Origin of the sequence: Roseovarius sp. CAU 1744, assembly GCF_039839345.1 — a bacterium.
In the GTDB taxonomy this organism is placed as follows: domain Bacteria; phylum Pseudomonadota; class Alphaproteobacteria; order Rhodobacterales; family Rhodobacteraceae; genus Roseovarius.
This window is the reverse complement of sequence record NZ_JBDOQV010000010.1, coordinates 110,319-135,850: the sequence shown is the minus strand read 5'-3', so window position 1 is coordinate 135,850 and position 25,532 is coordinate 110,319. Positions and strand designations below refer to the sequence as shown.

At 59.8% G+C, this 25,532-nt stretch carries 27 protein-coding genes; 14 read left to right on the top strand and 13 right to left on the bottom strand.

The annotated features are described in order from the left end of the window. Nucleotides 1–25 precede the first annotated feature (25 nt). From AAFO92_RS19435 to AAFO92_RS19425, 3 genes are all read right to left on the bottom strand, one after another. The gene (locus AAFO92_RS19435; RefSeq protein WP_347538018.1) at nt 26–1,642 is read right to left on the bottom strand and encodes a capsule biosynthesis protein; all 1,617 of its coding nucleotides are present in this window, start codon (nt 1,640–1,642) and stop codon (nt 26–28) included. Further along, nucleotides 1,620–2,279, bottom strand: a complete 660-nt coding sequence (locus tag AAFO92_RS19430; RefSeq protein ID WP_347538016.1) for an ATP-binding cassette domain-containing protein — start codon at nt 2,277–2,279, stop codon at nt 1,620–1,622. Before AAFO92_RS19430 ends, AAFO92_RS19435 begins: the two co-directional genes overlap by 23 nt. A gap of 282 nt (nt 2,280–2,561) precedes the next feature. Then, the gene (locus AAFO92_RS19425; RefSeq protein WP_347538014.1) at nt 2,562–3,248 is read right to left on the bottom strand and encodes a GntR family transcriptional regulator; all 687 of its coding nucleotides are present in this window, start codon (nt 3,246–3,248) and stop codon (nt 2,562–2,564) included. A gap of 190 nt (nt 3,249–3,438) precedes the next feature. Here AAFO92_RS19425 and AAFO92_RS19420 point away from each other — a divergent pair, with 190 nt between their 5' ends. Then, nucleotides 3,439–4,869, top strand: coding sequence for an NCS1 family nucleobase:cation symporter-1 (locus tag AAFO92_RS19420; protein ID WP_347538012.1), 1,431 nt, complete (start codon nt 3,439–3,441; stop codon nt 4,867–4,869). A 45-nt stretch (nt 4,870–4,914) separates the two neighbouring features. Here AAFO92_RS19420 and AAFO92_RS19415 read toward each other — a convergent pair whose 3' ends face one another. The 3 genes from AAFO92_RS19415 to AAFO92_RS19405 all read right to left on the bottom strand — a co-directional run bounded on the left by AAFO92_RS19415 (nt 4,915) and on the right by AAFO92_RS19405 (nt 7,640). Further along, on the bottom strand, nt 4,915–6,162 hold the full coding sequence (locus tag AAFO92_RS19415) for a Na+/H+ antiporter NhaA (protein WP_347538010.1): 1,248 nt from the start codon (nt 6,160–6,162) through the stop codon (nt 4,915–4,917). 112 nt (nt 6,163–6,274) lie between these two features. Further along, nucleotides 6,275–7,303, bottom strand: a complete 1,029-nt coding sequence (locus tag AAFO92_RS19410) for a permease (protein WP_347538008.1) — start codon at nt 7,301–7,303, stop codon at nt 6,275–6,277. Further along, a complete protein-coding gene (locus tag AAFO92_RS19405) occupies nt 7,296–7,640 on the bottom strand; it encodes a metalloregulator ArsR/SmtB family transcription factor (protein ID WP_347538006.1) in 345 nt (114 codons plus the stop codon). Before AAFO92_RS19405 ends, AAFO92_RS19410 begins: the two co-directional genes overlap by 8 nt. 197 nt (nt 7,641–7,837) lie before the next feature. Here AAFO92_RS19405 and AAFO92_RS19400 point away from each other — a divergent pair, with 197 nt between their 5' ends. Then, nucleotides 7,838–8,425: a uracil-DNA glycosylase family protein gene (locus AAFO92_RS19400; protein WP_347538004.1), complete on the top strand. Its 588-nt coding sequence runs from the start codon at nt 7,838–7,840 to the stop codon at nt 8,423–8,425. After that, on the top strand, nt 8,418–9,194 hold the full coding sequence (locus tag AAFO92_RS19395) for an SseB family protein (protein WP_347538002.1): 777 nt from the start codon (nt 8,418–8,420) through the stop codon (nt 9,192–9,194). Before AAFO92_RS19400 ends, AAFO92_RS19395 begins: the two co-directional genes overlap by 8 nt. Here the strand turns inward: AAFO92_RS19395 and AAFO92_RS19390 are convergent, their stop codons facing one another. The 7 genes from AAFO92_RS19390 to AAFO92_RS19360 form a co-directional block, all read right to left on the bottom strand. Next, complete coding sequence (locus AAFO92_RS19390) at nt 9,195–10,127, bottom strand: glyoxylate/hydroxypyruvate reductase A (protein WP_347538000.1); 933 nt, start codon at nt 10,125–10,127, stop codon at nt 9,195–9,197. Between the two features lie 5 nt (nt 10,128–10,132). Beyond that, entirely contained in the window at nt 10,133–11,272 is a 1,140-nt protein-coding gene (gene rodA / locus AAFO92_RS19385; RefSeq protein WP_347537998.1) for a rod shape-determining protein RodA, read from the bottom strand. After that, nucleotides 11,269–13,212 carry a penicillin-binding protein 2 gene (gene mrdA / locus AAFO92_RS19380; RefSeq protein WP_347537997.1) on the bottom strand — a complete coding sequence of 648 codons (1,944 nt, stop codon included), beginning with the start codon at nt 13,210–13,212 and terminating at the stop codon, nt 11,269–11,271. Before mrdA ends, rodA begins: the two co-directional genes overlap by 4 nt. Next, nucleotides 13,209–13,742, bottom strand: a complete 534-nt coding sequence (locus AAFO92_RS19375) for a rod shape-determining protein MreD (RefSeq protein ID WP_347537995.1) — start codon at nt 13,740–13,742, stop codon at nt 13,209–13,211. Before AAFO92_RS19375 ends, mrdA begins: the two co-directional genes overlap by 4 nt. Beyond that, entirely contained in the window at nt 13,735–14,661 is a 927-nt protein-coding gene (gene mreC / locus AAFO92_RS19370; protein ID WP_347537994.1) for a rod shape-determining protein MreC, read from the bottom strand. Before mreC ends, AAFO92_RS19375 begins: the two co-directional genes overlap by 8 nt. A 31-nt stretch (nt 14,662–14,692) precedes the next feature. Then, the gene (locus tag AAFO92_RS19365; RefSeq protein ID WP_299845301.1) at nt 14,693–15,739 is read right to left on the bottom strand and encodes a rod shape-determining protein; all 1,047 of its coding nucleotides are present in this window, start codon (nt 15,737–15,739) and stop codon (nt 14,693–14,695) included. A gap of 163 nt (nt 15,740–15,902) precedes the next feature. Next, nucleotides 15,903–16,835 carry an aminotransferase class IV gene (locus tag AAFO92_RS19360; RefSeq protein ID WP_347537992.1) on the bottom strand — a complete coding sequence of 311 codons (933 nt, stop codon included), beginning with the start codon at nt 16,833–16,835 and terminating at the stop codon, nt 15,903–15,905. 289 nt (nt 16,836–17,124) lie between these two features. Between AAFO92_RS19360 and AAFO92_RS19355 the strand changes: the two genes are divergently transcribed. The 11 genes from AAFO92_RS19355 (at nt 17,125) to AAFO92_RS19305 (ending at nt 25,524) form a co-directional block, all read left to right on the top strand. Continuing rightward, nucleotides 17,125–18,327 (top strand): integrase arm-type DNA-binding domain-containing protein, encoded by a 1,203-nt coding sequence (locus AAFO92_RS19355; RefSeq protein WP_347537990.1) that lies wholly within the window; start codon nt 17,125–17,127, stop codon nt 18,325–18,327. Then, nucleotides 18,324–19,022, top strand: a complete 699-nt coding sequence (locus AAFO92_RS19350) for a hypothetical protein (RefSeq protein ID WP_347537988.1) — start codon at nt 18,324–18,326, stop codon at nt 19,020–19,022. Before AAFO92_RS19355 ends, AAFO92_RS19350 begins: the two co-directional genes overlap by 4 nt. A 96-nt stretch (nt 19,023–19,118) precedes the next feature. Continuing rightward, nucleotides 19,119–19,319: a helix-turn-helix domain-containing protein gene (locus AAFO92_RS19345; protein ID WP_347537986.1), complete on the top strand. Its 201-nt coding sequence runs from the start codon at nt 19,119–19,121 to the stop codon at nt 19,317–19,319. A gap of 100 nt (nt 19,320–19,419) precedes the next feature. Further along, nucleotides 19,420–19,716: a hypothetical protein gene (locus AAFO92_RS19340; protein WP_347537984.1), complete on the top strand. Its 297-nt coding sequence runs from the start codon at nt 19,420–19,422 to the stop codon at nt 19,714–19,716. A 159-nt stretch (nt 19,717–19,875) separates the two neighbouring features. Beyond that, nucleotides 19,876–20,151, top strand: coding sequence for a hypothetical protein (locus tag AAFO92_RS19335; protein ID WP_347537982.1), 276 nt, complete (start codon nt 19,876–19,878; stop codon nt 20,149–20,151). A gap of 226 nt (nt 20,152–20,377) precedes the next feature. Further along, nucleotides 20,378–20,797 (top strand): hypothetical protein, encoded by a 420-nt coding sequence (locus AAFO92_RS19330; RefSeq protein ID WP_347537980.1) that lies wholly within the window; start codon nt 20,378–20,380, stop codon nt 20,795–20,797. Then, nucleotides 20,787–22,037: a hypothetical protein gene (locus AAFO92_RS19325; RefSeq protein ID WP_347537978.1), complete on the top strand. Its 1,251-nt coding sequence runs from the start codon at nt 20,787–20,789 to the stop codon at nt 22,035–22,037. Before AAFO92_RS19330 ends, AAFO92_RS19325 begins: the two co-directional genes overlap by 11 nt. Then, entirely contained in the window at nt 22,037–23,050 is a 1,014-nt protein-coding gene (locus AAFO92_RS19320; protein ID WP_347537976.1) for a hypothetical protein, read from the top strand. Before AAFO92_RS19325 ends, AAFO92_RS19320 begins: the two co-directional genes overlap by 1 nt. A 1,575-nt stretch (nt 23,051–24,625) precedes the next feature. Beyond that, entirely contained in the window at nt 24,626–24,772 is a 147-nt protein-coding gene (locus tag AAFO92_RS19315) for a hypothetical protein (protein WP_347537974.1), read from the top strand. A gap of 264 nt (nt 24,773–25,036) precedes the next feature. Beyond that, nucleotides 25,037–25,225, top strand: coding sequence for a hypothetical protein (locus AAFO92_RS19310; RefSeq protein ID WP_347537972.1), 189 nt, complete (start codon nt 25,037–25,039; stop codon nt 25,223–25,225). A gap of 113 nt (nt 25,226–25,338) precedes the next feature. Beyond that, nucleotides 25,339–25,524 (top strand): hypothetical protein, encoded by a 186-nt coding sequence (locus AAFO92_RS19305; RefSeq protein ID WP_347537971.1) that lies wholly within the window; start codon nt 25,339–25,341, stop codon nt 25,522–25,524. Nucleotides 25,525–25,532: the final 8 nt, after the last annotated feature.

Sequence of the window (25,532 nt, the reverse complement as noted above, 5' to 3'; positions counted from 1 at the left end):
CCATCCTTGCTCTGTTCGGCCGCCGCTATGACGAAACCTGCTCTTTCAGGATCGACGCGGTCAGCGATATCATCAGGTAAATACCGGCAAAGATCAGGAAGGCAAGGATCGTGTTCTCGAACGCCCGCGGATAGGAGGGATCCTGCGAGGCGACGGGGCGCACGCTGACCGTGAGGTAGCGCACCTGCTTGTTGGCCTCGATCTCGCTCAGCCGCTTGCTTTCGAGCGCTGCCTGCAACACCAGATCGGCGGTGGCCAGATCGGCCTGCGCCATCTGGATCTCGGCCGTTTGCGAGGCCAGCGAGCTGGCGCCCTCGGTCGCCTGGTTCAGCCGTGCCTTTTGCTTGTTCAACTCGGTGCGCAGCACCTCGATCTCGCTGGTCAGGGCATCGACCTTGGCCTTGTTCGGGCGGGTGTTGTTCAACTGGATATCCAGCGCCAGCTGCTTTTCCTGCAATTGCAGCTCGACCGTGCTGACAAGCTGCCGGATACCGGCAATCTCTCCCTCGGGGTCCAGGATCGTGCCTTCCTGCAACCGCACCATGCGTTGCTGGGCGGCGCGGCGTTCTGCCTTGGCCTCTTCCAGTCCCTGCTCGGCGGTCTTTACTGCATCCAGGCGTTTTTCCCGGCTCAGTTCATCCACGCGCTCTTCGGCATATTCGATCAGCCGCTGGGAAAACAGCGCGCTGACTTCCGGGTCGGCGGTGGACAGTTCCATCCGGATCACGCCCTCGGTAGGGTCATAACCCAGCTTCACGTATTTCTTGTAAAGCTTGTAGGCCGCCTCGTTGCTGGCATCCGGGTCAAGCCGCTGGATCGGGTCGATATGCGGCTGGCTGAAATGCGCGCGGAACCCCAGATCGGTGTCCAGCCGCAGCATCGCATCCTTGGATTGCAGATAGGATTGCGTGGCGATCGAATCCTGCCCGGTGGCGAACTGGCTGGGCAAGAGCCCCCCGAGGCCGCCACCGCCGCCGCCGCTTCCGCCATCGGCGGTCAGGATCAGAAACTCGGATTTGGTGGCATACATCGGCGTGGCCACGGCGTAGTAATAGTAGCCCGCGATCAGCGTCGGCAGAAAGATGAAGGCCGTCAGCCGTGACAGCAACAACAGCAGCTTGCGCTGCCGCCGCCTGGCGATGTCACGCTGGATGTCCATGATCTCGGCGGCGCGTTGCTCCGATGGGCTCAGGTCGGTTGACGGCAGGGTCTGCCGGTCCGCCGGGATCGTCTGCGGCAACTGCACGCGTTCCTGGCCGGTGTCATCCTGCGCTTCGGTCTGGGTGGTCCCGCCGGTGACGACTTCGAGGATATTGATACGCTGGAACGGGTCGATGCCCTTTTTCCGCAGCAGGCGGACCGCGTCGAAATCCGATACCGGGGCCAGCCCGTGTTTCTGCGCCATCCGGCGGGCCATGCGCAATTGACGGCCGGTCAACCCCTCCTTGCGGATCTCGTCGATATCCTGCGAGGCCGCCATTTCACGGGCCGAGCTGACCTGCCCCGACTGCCCCGGCGACGCCGCCTCGGGTGTCGGGTTCGCGGTCTGGTCGGCGCGGTCCGGCGGCGCGGCCTCGGAGGGGGTCGCGGACGGCGTGTTACGCCGGATGCGGAATTTTCTAGCCTTGGGTTTCGTAGTCATATAGCCGTTTTGCCTCTTCCAAGGTATCGAACATGTGCAGTTTGCCGCCCATCAGAACGGCGGCCTCGCGGGCGAATTTTTCAAGCGTGCCGGGCTGATGCGACACGATGATTACCGTCGTCGTGCGCAGGCGTTCGCGCAATATCTCACCGGCTTTCCGGTTGAACTCGACATCGGTCGAGCTGGGCATGCCCTCGTCGATCAGGTACATGTCGAAATCCAGCGCCAGCATCAGCGAAAAGGTGAACCGCGCCTTCATCCCCGAGGAATAAGTGCCCAGGGGCTGATCGAAATATTCGCCCAGGTTGCACATCCAGCGGCAGAAGGCCTCGATATAATCCGGGTCCAGCCCGTAAAGCCGCGCGATGTAGCGGCTGTTTTCCATCGCTGAGATCTTGTTGATCACGCCCCCCATGAAACCCAGAGGAAAGCTGATGCGGCATTGTCGGCGAATCTCGCCCTCGTCCGGTTTCTCGAGGCCCGCCATCATGTTGACCAGCGTCGTCTTGCCGGTGCCGTTCGGGGCCAGAATGCCAAGCGACCGGCCAAGCTCCACGCGGAAACTGACCTTTTCAAGGATCACCTTGCGCTGGGTGCCTGTCCAGAAGGACTTGCTGACATTCTCGAACTCGAGCATCCAAGGGCTCCGGTACTGCATCGACCTGCCCTCTTGTAGCGGGGCAGTGTTAAGGCTTGTTTAGCCAAGTTTTGCGGCATTATGTCGGATTTATCGTTGTCAGGCCAATAAAACAGGGGAATTTTATGGCGCCTGATGCAATAAAACGGCGGAAATCGCGGTTTCCTCCCGCTTGCATCGCACGCAGGAAGGCATCCGGTTGTTGGCCGGATTGGTGCTCAACTGGTAACTGTGTTGCGGTCGGGGCCTGTTCTTGTCGGCCAAAACAACCGGCGCCTGGCCTCAGACACCGATCCCCCACCACCGGAGCGTACCCGACAGATGTTCGCGTATCGCGGCGGTGGCGGCCCCGGTATCGCGTGCCTCTATCGCGGCGATGATCGCCAGGTGTTCGTCCATTGCGGGCACGATGCGGTCGGGCAGGAAAGGGCGGGTATTCTGTATCACCGCGATCCGGTCACGATTCTCGGCATAGAGCCTTCCGGCAAGTCCCCCGCCGATCCCCGCCGCCAGCGCATCGTGCAATGACAAATCGACCTCGATCGCGCGCTTGGGCATCTCCGGGGTCAGCCGGTCCCGCGCGGCATCCCGAAGGCTCTCGTGTGCCGATCGCAGTTGGTCAAGAGGGATCGAGCCGCCCTGTGTGATCAGGCGCCGGGCGCCTTCGCAGTCGAACATGGCGCGCAATTCCAGACATTCGCGCGTCATCTCGGGGCCTGCATCCATGACGGCGACGCCACGCTTGGGAAGCACCGTCAGCAATCCGCATGCCTCGCACCTTTTCACCGCATCGCGCACCGCGGCAATCGGCAACTCCAGCTGTTTCACCAGCATCGGCATCGACAAGAAGCCGCCGCTAGTCAGGCGCCCGTCGCGCAACCGCTCAAGCAAGGCTTTGTGCGCCTGTTCGATCAGCAGGCTGGAATGATCACTGGGCACCCTGCCGGCGCCGCCGGCACGATCAGTCATCGGTTCCTGCATCTTCGGGATTGGCTGCGATTTTCTTGTATTTCAAGAAGGTCATATCGGATTCTCTATATATCCACAATCTAAGATAACAACTAAAATGTTAGATGCAATACCAGGCAAGTTGCCTGCCGAAAACAAGAGGGGATGACGGGTGCCGCGGATTGCGACCTGTCGAGATAGGAGAGGAAACATGCAAAGCATGACCGCTGAAATGGACGGAACACACGGGGGCGATGACACGCTGAACCCGGTATCTGCCGAAGAGAAATCCTGGGGATGGTTCGCGATCTTCAACGTCTGGGCCAATGATATCCAGTCGCTATTCGGCTATTCGCTGGTGGCGTCATTGTTCATCTCCTACGGGGTCAGCGGCTGGACCGCCTTTGCCGCGCTGATCGCCGCCGGTTTGCTGGTGATGTTTCTGGTGAACCTTTCCGGCGCGGCGGGGGAACGCTACGGCATCCCCTACCCGGTGCTTGCACGGGCCAGCATGGGCACCGCGGGGGCGAAACTGCCGGCGGTGCTGAGAGCCACGGTTGCAGTGTTCTGGTACGGGGTGCAGGTCTATTTCGCATCGACCGCACTGGCACTGCTGATCCGGTCGGTCACGGGGATCACAGGTGGTGCCGAAATCCTCGGTCTGACCGGCATTGACTGGCTTTCCTTCGTGATCGTCTGGGCGTTCCACATCTGGATTTTCTGGCATGGTATGGAATGGGTCGAGACCTTTCTGAACATCGCCGGCCCCTTCGTCTATGCGGTGATGATCGGGCTGGTGGTCGTGCTGTGGATCAAATCCGACGGCCAGTTGCTGTCACAGGCGCAAACGATCTTTGCCAACCCCGAGGGGACGATGCGCACGGAAATCGCGGGGTTCATCGCCATCGTCGGCACGATGGTGGCGTATTTCGCCGCCGTGATGATCAACTTCAGCGACTTTTCCAGATATGCGAAGGACAAAAAGGCGATGATCCGCGGCAATCTGGCCGGGCTGCCCTTCAACATGATCCTGTTCTCGGCGCTGGCGCTTTTGACCACGGCCGGCGCGGCGGTGGTCTATGGCGAAGAAATCATCAACCCGACCGAGATCGTGGGCCGCACAGACAGTGTCATTTTGGGGGTCATCGCGGCGATCACCTTCTTCGCGGCGACCGTGGGCATCAACCTGGTGGCAAATTTCATCCCCGCCGTGAACGGCATTGCCAACCTGGCGCCGTCCAGGATCAGCTTTCGCAAGGCGGGCCTGATCACGTCGGGTTTCGCGCTGGTCATCGGCGGTCTCTGGACCAGCTTCATCAGCCAGGTCGGTATCGGTGGTTTCGTCAACACGCTTGGCGCAACGCTTGCCCCGCTCTACGGTATCATGATTGTCGATTATTACCTGCTGCGGAAACAATCGCTCAAACGTGACGACCTGTATGACATGCAGGGTGGCACCTATCATTACGGTAATGGCTGGAATGACCATGCGCTGGTGGCGTTCGGCGTCGCCGCGGTCTTCTCGGTGGCGACGGTCTGGGTGCCGGTCCTGAGCCAGCTTGCCGGTTATGCGTGGATCATCGGTGCGGTCCTGGGCGGGTTCATCTACTACCTGCGGAGCCGGGGCGCCCACCCCGAATAGGCCGGAATGTCGGGCGCCCGGGCCGGTGGTCCGGGCGCTGGCTTGTCAGTCGTCCCATCTTTCTATCTTCGTCAACCTGCCGGCAAGGATCGCCAGAGCCGCCGCCGCGAAGCTGAAAAGCGCCCCCATCTTGGCCGCATCCTGGACCGGTCCGGGGTCGAAGGCGACTGAGGCAACGAAAAGCGAGACGGTAAACCCGATGGCGGCGACAAAGCCGATCACGACCAGGTCAACAACCCGCATCCCCTGGGGGATGCCCAGCCCCATCGGCCCCGCCGCCAGCCACCCGAACAGAAGGATGCCGACCGGCTTGCCGATGATCAGGCCCGCCAGCACCAGCCAGGTGGCGTCGCCGATGGCCGAAAACGCGACCCCGGCATTCATCAGGCCAAAGAGAAACAGCACGATTTCGACGGGATGTTTCAACGCATGTTCCAGCACGTTCAGCAGATCATGAAGGTATTTCTCGACCTCGCTGAAGATGCCGAAGGCACGATCGGCATGGGGGATGGCGGGCACGATCGGCAACAGGCCAAGCGCCGGGTGCAGGCCCGATCGCATGAAGCCGTACCAGCTGGCGCATCCGGCGATCACGTAGGGCAGGCCACCCAGGCTCTTGCGGATACGGGTTGAATTCGGCCGGTCCTGCTTGCCCCGGTCCAGCAGGCGCGGCAGCCAGTTGAACAGCAGATAGACCAGCGCCGCCGCGGCAAACGAGAATAACAGCCATGCGGGCGCCAGCTCGGAAGACGGGTAAAATACCGCCAGGATGATCAGCCCGGCCGCGTCATCGGCGATGGCCAGAAGCAGCAGGAACCGCACCGCCGGATGGCCGGCGCCAAAGACAACCCGCCCCACCAGGTAGCTGAAGGCGATGTCGGTGGCCGTGGGAATGGCCCAGCCGTTGGCGACAGCCGAATAGGTGTCCGAGCCCAGCATCGCCGCCAGCCCCAGGTAGACGGCGATCGGGCCGAACATGCCGCCCGCGGTCGCGAACAGGGGGGTCGCGGCCTTCTTGCCGCGCAGGCTGCCGTTCTTCAGGATCACCGCCTCCCACACTTCCTTGGCGGCGATGGCAAAGAACAGCGCCATCAGAACGTCATTGACCAGATAATGCAGCGTCAGGGTGCGGTGCCCGTCATGCAGATGCCCGATCGGCGCGTGATCCCAGATCACGAACTCGGTGAAGGCATGGTAGCTGTGTATGTCGATATTGGCCCAGACAAGGGCAATGACCGCGCCGAAAATCAGCAGAAGAGAATATTCGGCAACGAAGTGCCAGACGCGATACATGTGCCCCACCCTGTCCCGGACTGGTTTGTGTCAGGAGTAGGATATTTCATTCAGGGCGGCAACCGGCGGGCGGGTCAGCCGCAGCCGGTTGCCTGCCGGATGCCGGGGCCTGTCAGGCGACGACCTGCCAGGCCATGCCAGCCAGTACCGCGCCCAGCATCGCATAGCCGATATAGGCGGCAAAGACACGCGGTTTTACCAGCGCCCAGACGGCGATGGCGGCGGGGATGCAGCTGATGCCGCCGGCAATCACAAAGCTCATTGCCGCGCCCTGCGTCATGCCCTGCGCCAGCAGCGCATCGACCAGCGGCACCGCGGCATAACCGTTGAGGTAGGCGGGCGCGCCCACGACGGCCCCCAGAATTATCGGCCAGAGGCCCTCACCCCCCAGCACCCTGGCAACCAGTTCAGCCGGGATATATTGCAGCATCAGCGCCTCGATCACATAGGCCAGGGCCAGCCATTTCAGCAGGAACAGCGCATTGTCGAGCGTGGTCTTGCGGAAGGTCTCGCGCCGTGCGCCCTCGGACCAGAATGTCCACACGGGTTTGCCCTCGAACGGCTTGTCGCTGCTGCAACAACCGCCGCAGCCCTGCGATTTCTGCCGCAGCGGGTCGGCAAACACCCGCGAATTCGAAGCCATCATCGTGGCGAACCCGCCCATCAGGCCGATGCTGACGGCGGCGGCCGTCTTGGCGATGGCAAATTCCCAGCCCAGCGTGCCCGAGGTGATCAGAAACATTGCCGGGTCCATCAGCGGCGAGGCCAGCCAGAACGCCATCACCGCCCCCAGTGGCGCCCCAAGCGCCAGCATCGCGGCGATGAATGGAATCACCTCGCAAGAACAGAAGGGCGAAAGCCCGCCAAGCAGCGCCGCCAGCACGATCATCCGCGCCTGTCGCCCCTCGAATGCGCGCGCCAGCAGCGTTTCGGCGCCGCTGGCCTTCATGTAGGCCACCGCCAGCACCGCAAAGGCGATGAACGGGGCGGTGTGCCAAAGCGCCCCGCTGGCAAAGACCACCGTCGGCCAGAATTGCGCCCGGTCCAGCACCGCGACGAGGGCCAGTATCACGACCAGCGCCGCCCAGGCCTTGTCGATCCGCCATTTAGGGGCGCGCGGCGTCAGTGTCGTGTCAGTCATGGCCATGTCCTTCATGCGGGTGATCACTGTCCGCGCAACATTCGCGCAACAGGAATTCAGAGATTGTCTTTAGTTCGTCATAGGCGACCGCCGCGCAGATGATGCTGCGCCCGCGCCTTTCCTGCTTGACCAGCCCGGCCTGAGTCAGGATTTTCACGTGATGGGTCAGGGTGGATCCGGTGATGCCGGTCCGCGCCCCCAACGCGCCGATGCTCAGCCCATCCGGGCCGGCGCGCACCAGGCTGCGCAGGACCGCCAGCCGCTGTTCGCTGCCAAGCGCAGCAAAGGTCGAGGCCGCAAGGGCGAGGTCAAGATCGGGAATCGCTGTCTGTTTCATGTTTCTAGAATTATAGAAATTAAATTTCTCCTGCAAGCATTATTTCTATAACTGTCGAAATAATGGACGGGCTGCACCCAACCCAGCCAATCGTTCAAATTATCTGGCTCGCCATTCACCATCTCGCATGGCGTGAGCGGCCGGCGTGCAAAACCTGCGAAACCTATGTAGAAACCGTGCCAGACAGACAGAAAGCAATGACCGACCTGGCCCTCGACATTTCCAACTGCCGCCTTTGTGCCGACCGCTTTGCCGCGACCCATACGGCGCATGCGCCCCGCCCGGTGGTCTGGTTCAGGCCTTCGGCGCGATTGCTGATCGCAGGGCAGGCGCCGGGGATGCGGGTGCATAAATCCGGCAAACCGTTTGATGATCCGTCCGGTGATCGCCTGCGCGACTGGCTTGGCCTGACACCGGATGATTTCTATGACCGCGCGCGCGTCGCGGTCGTGCCGATGGCCTTCTGTTTCCCGGGCTATGACGCCAAGGGTTCGGACCTGCCGCCGCCCGGGATCTGTGGCAAGACCTGGCATGAAAAGGTCATGGCAACGCTGGACAAGGTTGCGCTGACCGTGCTGGTGGGCGGGTATGCCCATAAATACCATATGGGCGTGAAAACCGGCGTCACCGATACCGTGAAGGAATGGCAAACACACGCGCCGCGTATCTTTCCCTTGCCTCACCCGTCCTGGCGCAATACTGGCTGGCTGAAGAAAAACCCGTGGTTCGAGGCAGAGCTCTTGCCGAAACTTCGCGCGCAAGTCCAAAAGGTCATGAATGACTGAGACGATTCTGGACACGACCCATGCCGCCATGCAGGCCGATGAGACCGATGATGCCGCGCGGTTGCGGTTTTATGAAAAGCTGGCCGGGTCCGAGCTGTTCCTGCTCTTGAAATCCGACGCGGCTGGCGATCGGATCTCACCGGAAACCTTCGAACTGTCTGATGGGGCATTTGTCCTGGTCTTTGATCGCGAGGATCGGCTGGCGCAGTTCACCGGCAGAATTGCGCCCTATGCGGCGCTGTCCGGCCGGGCGATCTGTCAGATGCTGGCGCCGCAGCGGCTGGGCCTTGGCCTGAACCTTGATGTCGCGCCCTCGTCCCTCCTGCTGCCGCCGGAAGCGGTCGCCTGGCTGGCGGCGATGGACACGATCCCGGACGAGGTGACCGCGCGAATCGAGCATTTCACACCGCCAACCGGATTGCCCGAAACCTTCCTGACCGCGCTTGATACCCGTCTTGCCGCCGCCACGGGCCTGGCCGAGAGCGCCTATCTTGTCGGGGCCGTCTATGAGAACGGTAGCGCCGGCCATCTGCTGGGTTTCGTGGGCGCGCGGGCCGATGCGCAAGGCGCACTGGCGCAGAGCGTATCACAGGCGCTTGGATTTTCGGGGCTGGAGGCCGGCACGATTGACGTGGGGTTCTTCGATGGCACCGACACCGCGGCGGCCAGCCTTGCCAGGGTCGGCCTGCGTTTCGACCTGCCTCAGACAGAGTTGCGGCAGCGTCAGGCACCCGGATCGGACCCGGCAAAACCGCCGCTTCTCAGGTAATCAATAACCTCGCTCGCGATCCACCAGATACAGGAACGGCGCGCCTGCCTCGCCCCGCCGGATATTCTCGGCAATCACCTGCGCGGCGGTTTCGGGCCGCGTTTCCGAGGCGATATGCGGTGTTACGGTGACGCGGGGATGGGCCCAGTAAGGGTGATCCGCGGGCAGGGGTTCTACCCGGAAGACATCCAGCGTGGCATGGCCGATCCGGCCGTTGTCCAGTGCCGCCAGCAGGGCGTCATCGTCGATCAGCTGTCCGCGTCCGGGATTGATGACGACCGCCCCCTTGGGCATCTGCGCCATTGTCGCGGCATTCAGGATGTTCCCGGTCTGCGGGGTGAACGGCAGCAGGAGCACGAGGATCTCGGCGCTGCTCAGAGCCTCGCGCAGGCCCTCCTCGCCGGACAGGCAGGTTATCCCGGGCACGTTCTTGGGGGATCGGCTCCAGCCGGCAACCTTGAAGCCCAGCCGCACCAGCGCCTGGCCGCAGGCCGTGCCCAGGGCGCCCAGCCCCAGGATCGTCACGCCGCGGTCCCCGGCCAGCGGCGGCACGTATCGGCGCCATTCCCCGTCCTGACCATGCACATGCAGATCGGTATTCAGGTGATGGCGCAGCACGTGGCCCGTCACCCATTCCACCATCCCCTGGGTCAGCCCGTGGTCGACCATCCGCGCCAGCGGAATCCGGAGCGTTTCATTGCCCACCACATCCTCGACCCCGGCCCAGAGGTTCAGCACCGCCCTGGCGCGGGTGAAGGGGGAGAAATCCTGCACCTCGCTATTGGGGGCATAGACGATGTAATCGACCTTCTCGGGCGGAAACTCCATGCGCAGATCGGCCTCGACACCGGCGGCGGTCAGCGCGGATTTCAGGGGCGCTTCGTAGGTTTTCCACCGCTCGGGAAGGGCGGCAAAGAGCACGTTGACCGGCATGCAGGTCACCTTGGTTTGTGAATATGGGCGCTCTGGATCAGGCCAAAGCCCAGAAGCAGGATCAGCATCGCCGACCCGCCGTAGCTGACCAGCGGCAGGGGCACGCCGACAACCGGCGCCAGCCCCATGACCATCGACATGTTGACCGCGAAGAACAGGAAGAAGGTTGCGGCGATCCCGAGCGTCAGCAGCGACGAATACCTGTCCCGGTTCGACAGGGCCGCGATGATGCAGAAGAACACGATCAGCGCATAGAGCGACAGCAAGGAAAAGGCGCCGACAAAGCCGAACTCCTCGGCCAGGGTCGTAAAGATGAAATCGGTGTGCTTTTCGGGCAGGAAGTTCAGCCGCGATTGCGTGCCCTGCATGAAACCGCGCCCGGTCCAGCCGCCCGACCCCAGCGAAATCTTGGACTGGGTGATGTGATAGCCCGCGCCCAGCGGATCGCTGGCCGGGTCAAGGAAGGTGTCGATCCGCCGGAACTGGTAATCCTTGAGCAGTTGCCACGAGGTGCCCCGGCTTTGGAAGACGGCGGTAACCAGCCCCACGACCGCCGCGGTGACGACGGCGAAATACCCCCAGTGGACACCGGCCAGGAACATCACCAGCGCACCCGCGGTGATAAGCAGGATGGAGGTGCCGAGATCGGGTTGTTTCAGCACCAGCGCCACGGGGATCAGGATCAGGATGACCGGGATCACCACCCAGATGAACCGCGAGGTCTTTTTCAGCGGCAGCCAGTCGTAATAAGCGGCCAGGATCATCACCAGCGCGATCTTCATCAGTTCAGAGGGTTGCAGGCGCATGAACCCCAGGTTGATCCAGCGTTGCGCGCCCTTGCCTTCGATGCCCACAAGCTCGACCGCGACCAGCAACAGGAGCGAGACGATATAGGCCACCACCGACATGTTGCGCCAGAACCAGATCGGCACCATCGCGACAAAGATCATCAGAGCGATCCCGAGGGCAAAGCGTTTCATCTGCGGTGCCGCCCAAGGGGAAAAGGACCCGCCCGCCACGGAATAGAGCATCAGGAACCCGGCGGAGGCGACGGCGATCAGCAAGATTATCAAGGGCCAGTTGAGATAGAGCACCTTGCGAAACCCACTGGGTGTCGTCTTGACGGTATATTCAAGATAACTCATGCGCGGTCGCTCTTTTCCGTGCTGCTTTCGGGCCGCGCCTTGCGCAGTTTTTCCTGCTGCGCCTTGATCCGGGCGCGGTCGCGTTCGGGATAGGCGGTCAGGGGCGGCTCGCCGCCATAGAGTGTCTGCAGGGTCACGTCGCGGGCAATGGGCGCGGCCGCCGTCGACCCGCCGCCGCCATGTTCGACCACCACGGCCACCGCGATCCTGGGGTTGTCGTAGGGCGCGAAATTGACATAGAGCGCATGGTCGCGCCGTTCCCAGGGCAGGTCTTGGTTGCGGGTGACGCCGCGGGCGCGTTCGGCCTTGGTGATATTGCGGACCTGGCTGGTGCCGGTCTTGCCGGCCATCTTGAAGGCGTCCTCGATGATGCGGCTGCGATAGGCGGTGCCGCGGTTGCTGTTCGACACCGCGTACATGGCCTTGCGCACCAGCCGCAGCAGGTTTTCGTTGATGCCAAGCGATTCCGCCGGTTCAACCGGTTCCTCGACGCCGTTCACCGATTTGATCAGGCGCGGCTTGACCGATTTTCCGGTGGCCAGACGGGCGGTCATGACCGCCAGCTGCAAGGGCGAGGCCAGCACGTATCCCTGGCCGATGGCGATGTTGACCGTGTCCCCCAGCAGCCATTCGCTGCCCTTGCTTTCGATCTTCCACTGCTTGGTGGGTGCCAGCCCTTCGGACACGCTGGTCATCGGCAGGTCATGGACCACACCCAGGCCCAGCTTGCGCGCCATTGCACTGATCCGCTCGACCCCCGCCCGCTGGGCCATCTCGTAATAGTAGACATCGCAGCTTTCCCGCAGGGACCGGTGCAGATCGACATTGCCGTGGCCCGCGCGTTTCCAGCAATGGAACCGCCGGCCGCCGACCCGCAGGTGGCCGGGGCAATAGACCGTCTCGCCCGGGTTGGCGAAACCGCCCTCAAGCGCCGCCAGCGCCGTCACCATCTTGAAGGTCGATCCGGGCGGGTACACACCCTGCACCGCCTTGTTGGGCAGCGGGCGATACTTGTTTTCCAGAAGCGCCTTGTAATCCGCGCTCGAGATGCCGCGCACGAACAGGTTGGGGTCGTAGTTCGGGGCCGACGCGCAGGCCAGCAAATCACCGGTCTGACAATCCATCACGACCACCGCGGCGCTTTCGCCGTCCAGACGATCGTTGACATAAGCCTGAAGCTTGTTGTCGATGGTGATCTGGATGTCTTTCCCGGCTTCGCCTTCCTTGCGGTCCAGCTCGCGCATGACGCGGCCCGCGGCGTTGACCTCGACCCGCTTGGTGCCGGCGGTGCCGCGCAGGGTCTCCTCCATCTTGACCTCAAGGCCGATCTTGCCGATCTGGAAGCGCGGGATCAGCAACAGCGCGTCGGGCGCGTCGATCTTTTCCAGGTCGCGGTCGCTGACCGCGCCGACATAGCCGACGATATGGCCGTAATCGCCGCCGCCGGGATAGTGCCGCGAAAGCCCGACCTCGGGCGTGACGCCGGGCAGGGCCGGGGCGTTTACCGCGACACGGCTGATTTCATCCCAGCTGACCCGGTCGGCAACGGTGACCTGGGTGTCGCCGCGCAGCTCTTTCAGCTCGCGCCGGGCGCGCTTCAGCAGATCCTCGTCCAGCTCGACCAATCGCGACAGGCGGGCAATCACATCCTCAACGTCACCCGCGTCCTCGCGCACCATGGTAATGCGGTAACTGGGGGCGTTTTCGGCGACGATGGCGCCGGTACGGTCAAAGATGCGGCCCCGCGCCGGGGGGATCAGCCGGATATTGATACGGTTCTCTTCCGCCAGCAGGCGGAACTGGTCGGCCTGTTCGACCTGCATGTAGCGCATTCTCAGCGCCAGCAACCCCATGAACCCGGCCTGGGCGCCGCCCAGGATCAATCCGCGCCTTGTGATGACGCGCAGGCTGTCGGCGGTATCCTTCGTGGGCCGTCTCATATGCGTTGCCTCCCCGCCTCGACGTCGCCGGGGGAGATCTTGCGCACGCCAAAGACCGTCTGGGTGATCAGGACGACCACCGGGTAGGCGATCAGCGTCATCACCAGCTGGATCAGGCTGAGCCCCAGCGGTGCCTGATCGACAACGGTGACCCCGAGAATGATCCGATAGCCCAATGTCATGACGATCAGCGTTGTCGTCACGGTCAGCCATTCCACGGGGAAGGTCAGATCGCGCAGCCCCGGGGCGCGGTTGCGCAGGGTTTCGCTGCCCAGCAGGACCAGCGCGGCCCACAGGCCCGGCGGGCGTTGCACCAGCAGATCCGCCAGCAGAAAGATCATCGCGATCAGGAAGGGCGGGGCGTATTCGGGCCGCCTGAGCACCCAGGCGAAGGTCACGACGACAACCAGCTCGGGCGCTGCCCACACCTTGGGCACGGTATCCAGCGGCAAGAGCTGCACGAAGAGCAGCACCAGGCAGATCAGCAGGTAGACGATACGCATGAGCCAGGGCTGACCGGTGCTAGCCATTGCCACCCTCCGCCGCCGCACCGTCTGCGGTCTCTGGTGTCTCGGTCGGGTCGGTCAAGACCCTGGGCGCGATCAGGTTGCCCGGATCGGCGATGCCGTCGTTGCCATAGTCGCGAAGGACGCGCAGGAATTTCAGCCGCTCGTAATCCGCCGCCAGCCGGACACGCATCCTGCCGCCAGGGTCTTCGGCAACCTGTCCCACCAGCAGACCTGCGGGAAAGACACCGCCATCGCCCGAGGACATCACCCGATCCCCCGGCCGGATCTGATCGGCATCTTCGATGAAATCAATCACCGGGGCGGCGGTGTTGTCACCGATCAGCAGCGCGTGTTGCCCCGAAGGCTGCACAGTCACCGGCACCCGGCTGGACGTGTCGGTCAGCAGGATCACCCGCGCGGTCTTGTTGCCCACGCCCGAAATGCGCCCGACCAGCCCCAGCCCGTCCATCGCCGCCCAGCCATCGACTATGCCATCGCGACCGCCGACATTCAGCAGGACAGACTGGCGGAAAGGCGATCCGCTATCGGCCAGAACGACACCGGTGACATAGGTCAGCCGCGGGTCAAGCTGCACGTTGTTCAGATCCAGCAGGCGCGCGTTCTCCTGCTCAAGCTGCAACGCGGCCTCCTTCCACGCCTTCATCTGCTGCAGCTCGCGCCGCAATTCCTGGTTTTGCTGATAGATGCGCGTGTAACTCTGAAAATCGCGCAGGATGTTGACCGTGCCGGTGACCGGGCCCATCGCCCAGTCAAAGCTGGGCACGACGCGATCCGTCACCTGAGCGCGAAACCGTTCCACCCGCGGGCTGTCGATGCGCCACAGCAAAAAGAGACCCAGCAGGCACAACACGAGCACCCCGAAAAGCAGTCGCTTCAGCGGGCCGGTGAATTCCCCGGTATGTCCTCGGTCTTTTGCCAATGGCTCTCCCTTTGTTTAAAAGGTGGCCGCCTCAGCTGTCGTAGTCAATCGCGTGGCGCAATTGTTTTTCGAATTCCAGCGCCTTGCCGGTGCCAAGCGCCACGCAGTTCAGGCTGTCATCGGCGATCGAAACCGCCAGCCCGGTCTGCTCGCGCAGTGCCAGATCCAGATCCCCAAGAAGCGCCCCGCCGCCGGTCAGCATCACGCCGCGATCCACGATATCCGCCGCCAGATCGGGCGGCGTCGCCTCAAGCGCGGTCATCACCGCCTCGCAGATCGCCTGGACCGGTTCGGCCAGCGCCTCGGCCACCTGGGCCTGGCTGATCTCGGTTTCCTTGGGGACGCCGTTCAGCAGGTCACGCCCGCGGATCTGCATCGAGCTGCCGCGCCCGTCATCGGGCATCCGTGCGGTGCCGATGGACGTTTTCACGCGCTCGGCGGTGGATTCGCCGACCAGCAGGTTCTGCTGCCGGCGCAGATAGTTGATGATGGCCTCGTCCATCCGGTCACCGCCGACCCGGACCGAACGCGCATAGACGATGTCACCCAGCGAAAGCACGGCCACCTCGGTGGTGCCGCCGCCGATATCGACGACCATGTTGCCGGTGGGGTCGGTGATCGGCATCCCGGCGCCGATGGCCGCGGCGATCGGCTCGGCGATCAGGCCCGCGCGGCGCGCACCGGCGCTGAGCACCGACTGGCGAATGGCGCGTTTCTCGACCGGTGTGGCGCCATGCGGCACGCAGACGATGATCTTGGGCTTGGAAAAGGACGAGCGTTTGTGGACCTTGCGGATGAAATGCTTGATCATTGCCTCGGCGGTGTCGAAATCGGCAATCACCCCTTCGCGCATCGGCCGGATCGCCTCGATACTGCCGGGGGTACGGCCCAGCATCAGCTTGGCATCCTCACCCACGGCCAGCACTTTCTTGACACCGTCCTTGACGTGATAGGCCACCACCGAAGGCTCGGACAGGATCACCCCACGGCCCTTGACGTAAACAAGCGTGTTGGCTGTTCCCAGGTCAATGGCCATGTCCTGCGAGAACAGTCCCGGAATTCTGTGCAATATTGACATGTTACGGGTCGTCCTGTGGTGTAAGTGCTCAATAGGCCCGCAATTGAAGCGGTGCTTTGCCTGACCTTATAGATGTCATGGGGAATGGGCGAAAGTCCCTGTTTTAATGCGCTCAGCATGTAGTTGCCGGAATGTCAGATCACCCCTTGGTCCCGGGCGCTGATCAGACCGTGGTGTTTTCCTTGACCAGGGCCTTGTAGAGCTCGCGGATGCGCCGCGTCACCGGGCCCGCCCCATCATGGGTGCCGATGGGTTTGCCGTCCACCGCCGCCACCGGGGTCTGGGCACCGAACGTGCCGGTCAGGAACGCCTCGTCGGCGCCATAGACCTCGTAGAGCGAATAGTTCTTCTGGTGGACGGGAATGTCATTGGCGCGGCACAGGTCGATCACCTTTTGCCGGGTCACGCCGTTCATGCAGTAGTCGCCGGTCGAGGTCCAGACCTCGCCCCGGCGCACGATGAAGAAGTTGCAGGCATTGGTGGTGTTCACGAAACCATGCGGGTCCAGCATCAGCGCCTCGTCGGCACCGGCCTGTTCCGCCTGCAGGCAGGCGATCACGCAGTTCAATTTGGAATGGCTGTTATACTTGGCGTCCTGGCTCATCGGCAAGCCGCGCACCTGCGGGACGGTGGCCAGGCGGATCCCCTTGCTTTGCAGGCTGTCGGCGGGTTTGGAATGTTCGAGGATCGCCACCACGGTCGGTCCCGACCGCGACAGGCCCGGATGCTGAAATGGTTTCGCCTTGGGCCCGCGCGTGATCATCAGCCGGCAATGCGCGTCCGAGGTCATGCCATTGGCCTCGGCGGTGGCGTTGAGCGCCTGCAGGATTTCCTCACGCGTCATGCCGATATCCAATGAGACAGATTTGCAGCTGTTGAACAACCGGTCCATATGCTCGTCGAAAAAAGCCCATCTGCCGTTATAAAGCCGCAGCCCCTCCCACATGCCGTCACCCAGCAGGAAGCCCGAATCGTATACCGAAACGACGGCCTCGGATCTGGGGACGATCCGGCCGTTCAGGAATATCTTGATGTCCCGATTGCGCAGATCCTCCTCCGAGTCGTGGGTCGTCTTCCGGTTCTGCTGATCGGTCATTTGCGTTGTCCTGTCTCACGATGTCGGATCAGATCCGGTGCTAATCCAGCGCACAGCCCTGTCTAGTACGTCCGGCGGATTTAGCCAACGGCGCAAACGGCATGCTCTGGTACTGAAGGTCCGGGATCATGGTGCTGCTGGGGAGCATTGAAACACTATATCATGTAGTGTCATGCTGTATCAGAAATTTAAGGATTCCAATTTTTTAGAGCGGTTTAGTGTCTCAAACCGTTTCATCCTGTAGCACCCTATACTATATATAGAGGTGGACACTTGGGTGGATCGAAAAATGAGAGCATTGAACAAACTGACCACCACCCGGATCAAGAATTCTTCTCCTGGCAAATATTCCGATGGTGGCGGGCTATGGTTGCACTTGAGACCTGATGGCGGCGGGCAGTGGTTTCTGCGCGTCACTGTTCACGGACGGCGCAGGGAAATGGGGTTAGGTCGCTTCGACAGCAAAGGCGAGTTTGGAGTTTCCTTGAAGGAAGCACGGGAAAAGGCAGCGAAGTGGCGGGCCGTTGCCCGACAGGGAAAGGACCCGATTAAAGTACGAGAAAAGCAGAAGCGCGAAGCTGCTAAAGCCGATCACACACTGGACACGATAGCCCAAGAAGCGTTCGAAGCCCGCAAGGCCGAGTTGCGGGACGATGGTAAAGCTGGGCGCTGGTTCACGCCCCTAAAGCTCTACGTTCTGCCAAAGCTTGGGAATGTCCCGGTTGAGGATATCGACCAGCGCGATGTAAAGAACGCGCTGGCTCCCATCTGGCACGAAAAGGCAGACACAGCGCAAAAGGCGCTGAACAGGCTTCGTATAACGTTGCGATACGCAGCAGCGATGGGCCTGGACGTGGATATGCAGGCGACCGAAAAAGCAAGGGAACTGTTGGGTAAAACCCGGCACGTGATCCAGAATATTCCTTCGATGCCATGGCAGGAAGTTCCGGCCTTTTACGAAACCCTCAACAAGGGAACCATTGCGCACCTGGCATTGCGTTTGCTCATTCTGACAAATCTCAGGTCGAAGCCCATTCGCTTTTGCCGATTGGATCAAATCGACGGCGACGTGTGGACGGTACCGGCAGAAAATATGAAGGCCCTCAAGGGCAATGAGGCGGATTTCAGGGTGCCACTTTCAAAAGAGGCGTTGAACGTGATCGAGCAGGCGAAACCCCTGGCGCGGGATGGCTTCCTGTTTCCCAGTCAGCGCAGGGGTGTGACTTCTGACGCCACAATGAGCCGCCTGATGGAGCGCAGAGAATTGGAGTTTCGCCCGCACGGCTTCCGTTCAAGCTTTAGAACCTGGTGCGCTGAAGCGACCGATGCGCCGGAGCAGGTTGCAGAAACCGCTCTTGCCCACGTTACCGGGTCAAAGGTTGAGCGCGCATATCGCAGGACGGATTTCCTGGAGCAGCGTCGCGTTTTGATGGAGCGCTGGGCCGATCATGTCACTGGTGGTTCGGGTGAAGTCGTGAGGATGGTACGGTGAGTGTGGACAGTAGCAATTCAGTACTAAACGTTATTCAAAACTACTTTGGATCTCAGCAGATACCAGACTACGCACACTTGTTATACAACGAGCTCATTCTACTAGATCACACGCGGCTAGGTACCACTGACACACGTCAGCAAGAGCGCCTTCTGGACGAAATGGATGCAGGATTGCGCCAAGCATGGCGAGCGTTTTCAAACCTTGAACCAGAGATTACAAAAACTCTTGAAACAGCGCACAGAGAAAACTCAAAGAAGCGACTTCAACTCGCGCGCAGATTAGTCGCCGTCAGCGACAGCGATGGCGGCCAACCTTTAGCGGTTTTTGATCCTGTTCAGCTTATCTTTACTTCTCTCCTAGCGGGTTTGTACGGCGGAGACGCAGAGTCATTCGATATCCCAGCAAGAGTTTTGGATGGTCAGGTCAACGCCATAGAAACGGCGCGAAAAGAAGTTGGAGGACTTCGTAGTATCAACACACAAGAGAAAGCGCACGATACCTGGGCCAAGGTAGCGTTAATCAAAAACGCCCGAAAAATTTGGGAAAATTATACTGGCGAAGCTCCACCACTAAAGCCATCTATCGGCTCGCGATACTATGCGTTTGTCGCCGACTTGATTGAGGCACTTGGCCGCGATTGGAATGTCGAGGCTACGTTTCAGTCTTGGTTGGATCGGAGCAAAACTAGGTAGAGCTTAAGTCGAAAAGCGCGGCCTAGCTCTGCGTGAACGCTCCCATTCTGCAACATACCCTCTCAACACAACGCAAATTACAGCAAGGTGTTGAATATGACTGCAGACGAAACAGACAAACTGGTTTCAGTCAAAGAAACTGCCGAAATTCTGGATTGCAGTGTGGCGACCGTTTGGCGTCGTATTGCTGATGGAACGCTACCAAAACCGATGAAAATTGGTCCGATGACTCGGCTGTCTTTGTCGGAACTCGCCAAACGCATAGACGCCGCCAAAGCTCAACGTGAGGCCGCATAAGAAAACCCCAGCCGGATTGTCCGGACTGGGGCTCAATTCGTTGCCTAGCATCAGCGAGTTTAGCGCAGTTCGGCGGTCCTTACAACAGAAGGACGTTGATATGACCGACATCAAAACCAAACCACCAACCAACACGGTCCGCATCATGCGGATCGCGGATCTGCCCCAAGAACGCAGCCCCGCTCAATACGAACTCCAGAATGGCGACAGCAAACCGAAGGTGGTCACCCTTTCTAAACGTCAGCGCCAAGTGATGGATCTGCTGATTGCGGCACCTTTCTTTTGTGCATCGCCCGTCCGTCTCTCGGACGTGGTGCACATCCTGAAGCGGGAAACGGGGCTGGAAGTCGATACCAAGTTCTACCCCGGCAACCCGATCACCGGCGCAGGTGCATAGCGACGCAGCAGAAGCGGCTCAGGCGGTCCTACAGGCCGTTTCAGGGGGTGAGCTAACCCCGTTGGAGGCTGCAAGTGTGATGGGGCTAGTGGAGAGCTACAGGCGTACACTGGAAACAACTGAAATGGAAAAACGACTGTCTGCACTGGAGGCAAGATCATGAGACTGACATCACGGATCAAAAAACTGGAAGATCACTCCGGCGTCGGCTTCGTCGTGGTTGTGCCTGAGATTGAGTATCTGGGCGTGGATTGCACCGGCGCTGAAGCCAGGTTGGAAGATGGGGTTGTGTATATGGCTGACCGCGAGCGTGATGAGGACATCGCAACATTCAAAAGACGGTTTGTAGCTGAGTACAAAGAGGTCTGTCACGAACGTCTGTCTAACGCAGCAAAAACTGTCATCGTGCTGGGAGATGAGGTACGGGATTTATAACCGCTTGGACCTTACACACCCCAATATTTCTCAGCCAAATGCTGTACAAAAATGGGGTAATATGTTACCGTTAAGGTGCACATACTCGGATAGGTTCGTAGCAGAGCGGAGCGAAAAGTAGAAAGCATGAAACGGGCGCAATCAGGCAAAAAGCTATCTCTCAATAAGCAGAAGGAAGAATCCGTTTTCGAGCTGCCGCCTTGGCGCGCCGAAGAAGGGGATCGCCATGACCCTAGGCACACCTGACTTAGACCTTTTGGTGGACATCGACGGTATTGTCGGATCGATGCTGCCAGAGGGTATTGCTCGACCTGCGAAGGAGGTACTGCGTTCCACCGTGGCGGAGGTGATCCGGACAGGGGAGACGGCTGTGTCGAGGGTTTCTCCATCCGTCTCACAAGCCTTTCCGGGAACCAATGTCGCTAACGCAGACCGAGTGCATTATCTCGCCTGCGGGACCAGCAGCACGAATTTACTCGGGTTTATCATCCGCCCGCGCCCTGACGACATCCCGGCGCATATCGATGACCAAGAAGCGTGGATCGAACTCCTTGCAATCTGGGAGCTGGTTGGCTTCGTCGAACACTTTCCCGATGCACCACATACAAGCACAATCAACATTGAGGCGCGTAACCATGTCACCTGAGGGCAATAACTCGAATTCCTTCCCGAGCCCCGCGAGCGGTTGGCTCACCCCAGAGAGAAGCATCGCCTTGCAGGGCTTGGGAGTGGGCCTGTCGCAACTAGCACATGGTCAACCAGTAAATCTATCGCGAGCGCATCAGGCTCTCGCAAGAAGAGAGCAAAGCAATCAGCAGCGCAAATTGCTTGAGCAAAGCGGCGTCCTGTCGAAGTTCAACTCAGAGCAACGTCAGTTATTGGCAGCCATGCCCCCCGGGGCGGCATTGAAAGTTGTCTACGAAGCAATGTTTGGGAGCGACAAACCTAAGACCGCAGTCGTCAATGGCAGGCTGGTCAACACGCACACCGGCGAGTTGATTGCGGATTACAGTGACCCGCAACACGCTCCGCAGCGCCGGATCGTCGAAGGTGCGGACGGCCGGAAATACTACGCTGATACACAGGAGTTGGTGCTGCCGGATATGCAGGTTCCACAGTCTACGGGCTATATCGCGTCAGGTGAAACGGCTGCCGCCCTGGGGCTCGATCCACAGCACTCCTACAACGTGGTTGCTGAAAACGGATCCCTACGAGCCACACAAATCGGCGGGGGCAACACGAGCATCAGCATAGGCGGTTCCAAACAAGAGACTGAGTATGACAAGACACGCGGCAAGGCCTTCGGGGACTTGGCCAACAACATCCAAGACGCAGGACGAACAGCGCAGCGGACTATCACCGCTTTAGACGCCATGAGCCGTAGTATGGGCGATGATGGCTTTTTCTCCGGTTTTGGCTCGGGCGGCATTCAATTTGCCAAGCGGGCTGCGCGGGCGCTGGGCTTTGACGCAGATGGTATCGACAGTATGGAGGCCTTTAACGCTGTCTCCAAGCAAGCCGCTTTGGATGTGATGGGTGGCTCGCTCGGGGCTGGTTTCTCAGACGCAGACCGCAGCTTTGTGCTCGACCAGGTGCCGGGCCTTGGAAATACGCCAGAAGGCAACGCGCTGCTAATCGAAGTGCAGCGCGCCATGGCCAAACGCTCTCAGGAAATTGCCAAAATGGCACGCGACTACGAACGCAAGAACGGCCGCCTTGATTTAGGCTTTGAAGACGAACTGGCCGAGTTCTCCGCGCGGAACCCAATCTTCACCAACACCTGGTGGGCCGATGCTAAAGCCAAGGCCGGGCAATCCATACAATCGGGAGACTTCACGGGGGTTTCCGATGATGACCTGCTCAAACTGCTGGAAGGAGCGCAGTGATGGAACAGAGTCGCATTGAGTTGCTGTTGGAGGCAGAGCGCAGAGGTATCCTGCCGGACAAGTACAAAGCGCCGCTGGCAGAGGCGCGTAGGCGAGGGCTTGTCCCCGACACGCAGACCAATATCTTCGAGCAAGTTGGTAACGGGGTGAACGAGGGCCTAGCCGCTGCTCTTGGAGCGCCAGTGGACTTGATGACCGCAGGCATCAATCTTGGCGCGGCGGGGATTAACCGCGCAACTGGCGCAAACATTCAACCAATAACCAACCCTGTTGGTGGTTCGCAGAGCTTTGAGGGGATGCTGGGCGGAGTTGGAGCCATTACCGATGCAGAGCCTCAGACTGGGTCGCAACGATATGCCCGAAGCATTGCTCGGGAAACTGGGGCGCTCGCCATACCCGGCACACCTGCTGTCGCAGCGGCCAAAAAGACTGCTCCTGTGTTGGGTGGTCTGGCAGCATCTGCTGTAGGCGCTGGTACAGGCACACAGGCTGCCTCTGACCTCACGGGTGGGAATACCATGGCAGAGGTCCTCGGTGGGCTGCTTGGCGGGTTGTCTCCGCTGGCAGTGGCGCGCATTCCGCGTTCAGGTGGCAACGAAGTCAACGCCATTCGCCAGAACATTCGCCGCATCCTCGACAATCCCAAAGAGCGTCGGAAGTTCGATGAGTGGGAACTGCAAGCGATGAGGGACATTGTTAAGGGCACACCCACGCAGAACGGTCTACGACTGCTGTCACGACTTGCCCCATCGGCTGGAGGGCTTTCCTTAGGTGGGGCCGGTGCAGCCGTGGCCACAAGCGGCATCACCGGCAATCCCCTGTTCCTTATCCCGCCTGCATTGGGAGAAGCCGGTCGCTTTGGCGGTGACGCCATGCTGCGCAGCCAGGTCAAACGGCTCGGGGGGTTGCTAAGGAACGGCAGGCCAATTGCGAGACAGCCGTCGCCATCGCGGCAGGGGTTACTTCAAGCAATTCTTGCCACTCAGGGGGTGCGGGCTGTACCGCAACCTTAAGCGCGTTGCACTTTCGTGCTGGACCACAAAATCCAGCCCACGAAATATGCCAGTACGTAAGGCAATAAACTCGGCGAAACAGACGCGGAGATAATGCCTGCCCAGAGCGCAACCAGGTTTAAAAAACTCGACTCTCATAAGCCTTATGTGGGTGCTTTAGCACGATTGGGCAAGGTCTGTACGTTAGGTCCATTTGCTGGCCCAAGCCTTCATCCCGGATATCGATTTCCTGGGTGACGCAGGCGAACTCACCACCGACCGCACCGAAAGCGTCAACTGAAAGCCCGAACTACAACCATCGCAAGAAAGAAACCTGTTAACACACGCGAAACTAAACTAGGAAATTAACTAACCCTTGTGAGGGCCGACAACAAAAAATTGGGGAAACAATGTTCGGTAAGCTGTTGAGGCTGTTTTTCGCCAGATGCGAAATCTGTGGTCGCGTGTACCTGAAGCCGAGAACGGGGCCGTTGAGCTACTACAAATACCAGAATACATGCGCTCGCTGCCACGAGGATGTTTTGTGAGACTGGTGACGAATAGCTTAGTAATTAGCTGCCGCCCGTGGTGCGGCGGTCGCCCTTAATGACGAATAGAGAAACCGAGACTGTATCATCCTAAAATCAAAGCGGCCATCTACCTAATGGCCGTTTATTCCTCAACTTGTAGATCCAGGTATTCTTCCTCGCCGCGACCTACATGAATGGCTGAAATCTCCGCCGCGTTGCAAATACGTTTTGCGCGGAGGTGCGGCAACTTTCGTGTCGCGCGCGCTCTTAGTGAAGTTGTTAGGCTTCTGCTTAGGGCTCATAACTGACATTGGCTTTGTCAAATCAGAAGTTCGTTTGATCGTGGTGTCGAACTCTAGTGAGCACCCTGGAAATTCAGAATTCTCACATCAATCCTCGATCCAGCAGCCTTGCGTCCAATCCGATCCAGGACACTAGCGTAGGATTCCGATGCCAAACGAATGAGAGCGCTATCTGCTCGCGATGATGCTTTCGGCCTATTCGGTTTTCTGAAAGGTGCACTATCCTGCTTACGCGTATGTGAATTTTCTTGGGGATTGGGTTTCTCGGAACATGCGGAAGATTGGCCAGCCTGTTTATGTGCAGAAAACTCCTGGTAGCTGGGTGCCTTCCTTCTTGCACCGGATCTGGCTCTGTTCTTGATGTAAGCGTTGAGCGTGTCCGCTGCAGCATTGATGCGCCCCATATGACGGGTTGCCTGCTCCTTGTCGTTAGAACGGTCTGGGTGATACTTGAGAGCCATTTTGCGCCGCACGCTCCTTACGTCTTCAAGGGTAGCCTCTAAACTGAGACCTAGTACCCTGGCTGCATGTTCAGGCGTCGCTGCCATGTCCGCTCCAACACTCAAAAGATACGATTAAAGTTCTCATAGTATATTTCAGAAAACTTTAGACGAATACGCTTACATTTGTTTTTGGTTAACTGCCCGAGCCGCCGAAAGCCTGCCAATCACCTACATGGCCCTTGAGCCAAACGGAATCTGAAGCGCCTGACGAATAGCTGAGCGGGTCAGATCCTCGCGGATGCCATTGAGGATCCGGAACTGATGAAGGCGCTTCTTGGCAGGCCGAGCGGGATCAATGTATCGAAATACGAGCGCATCTTGTCGCGTTATCTGGTTGGGGCGGTGGCGCAGGATGAATTAGGGAATGGTGTGACGTCGGTCACATCAAACTCATCACAAGCAGGATGATACTCCGAACCAGAACTGCGACAAATGCGAAGCCTGCGCACAGGATTGCCAGCCTGCCGAGTCTCCTTCGGATCGAAGGCGAGCGATTGTCATTGGCGGAAAACATTGGTGAACCTCAGTAGCGTGGAAACAGCTCCAACACATAATAACGGCGGAATAACGCCGATGTGACACAATATATGCCAACCTTAAGATATCATTAGGACTCCGTTAATAATGTTGATTCATTAAAACTAAAGTTTTTTGCAACGTCAGGAATGCGCCATGAACACTAATGAGATGCTCATCAGAACTATGAACGCAGCCAAAGATGCTCGAGAGAAGGGTTTCTTGAACACGGCGGAAGCACTTGACGAAATCGGGGAGCGCCTGTTGGGCCTTCTGGAATCGCACGCACAATCACAGAGCGATTACCTGTTTGAAGCCTCTACAGAATTGCATCATATGCACTGAAACACCCTTCCTATGCTTTTGAGGTGAAACAAGTTTATCTTTTGTTAACTGTTTTCCCTAAGGTTGTGTCGGGTGGTGAACCTCGCCCAAACTACACCTAAGGGATGCAAATCATGACGAGTTACAAAGACCTGCTTGTTTTGTTGAATGACCTCGAAGAATACACGGACGATCAAGAGTTTCCGGAAGCCGAAAAACTAATAGCGGCTGCAAGGAAGGCAATCGAGAAAGACTTGGGCGGGACGTTCCCTGCGGTACGCAAATCGCCCAGAACCTCTGTGGTCTACATGATCCAATAGCAATTAAT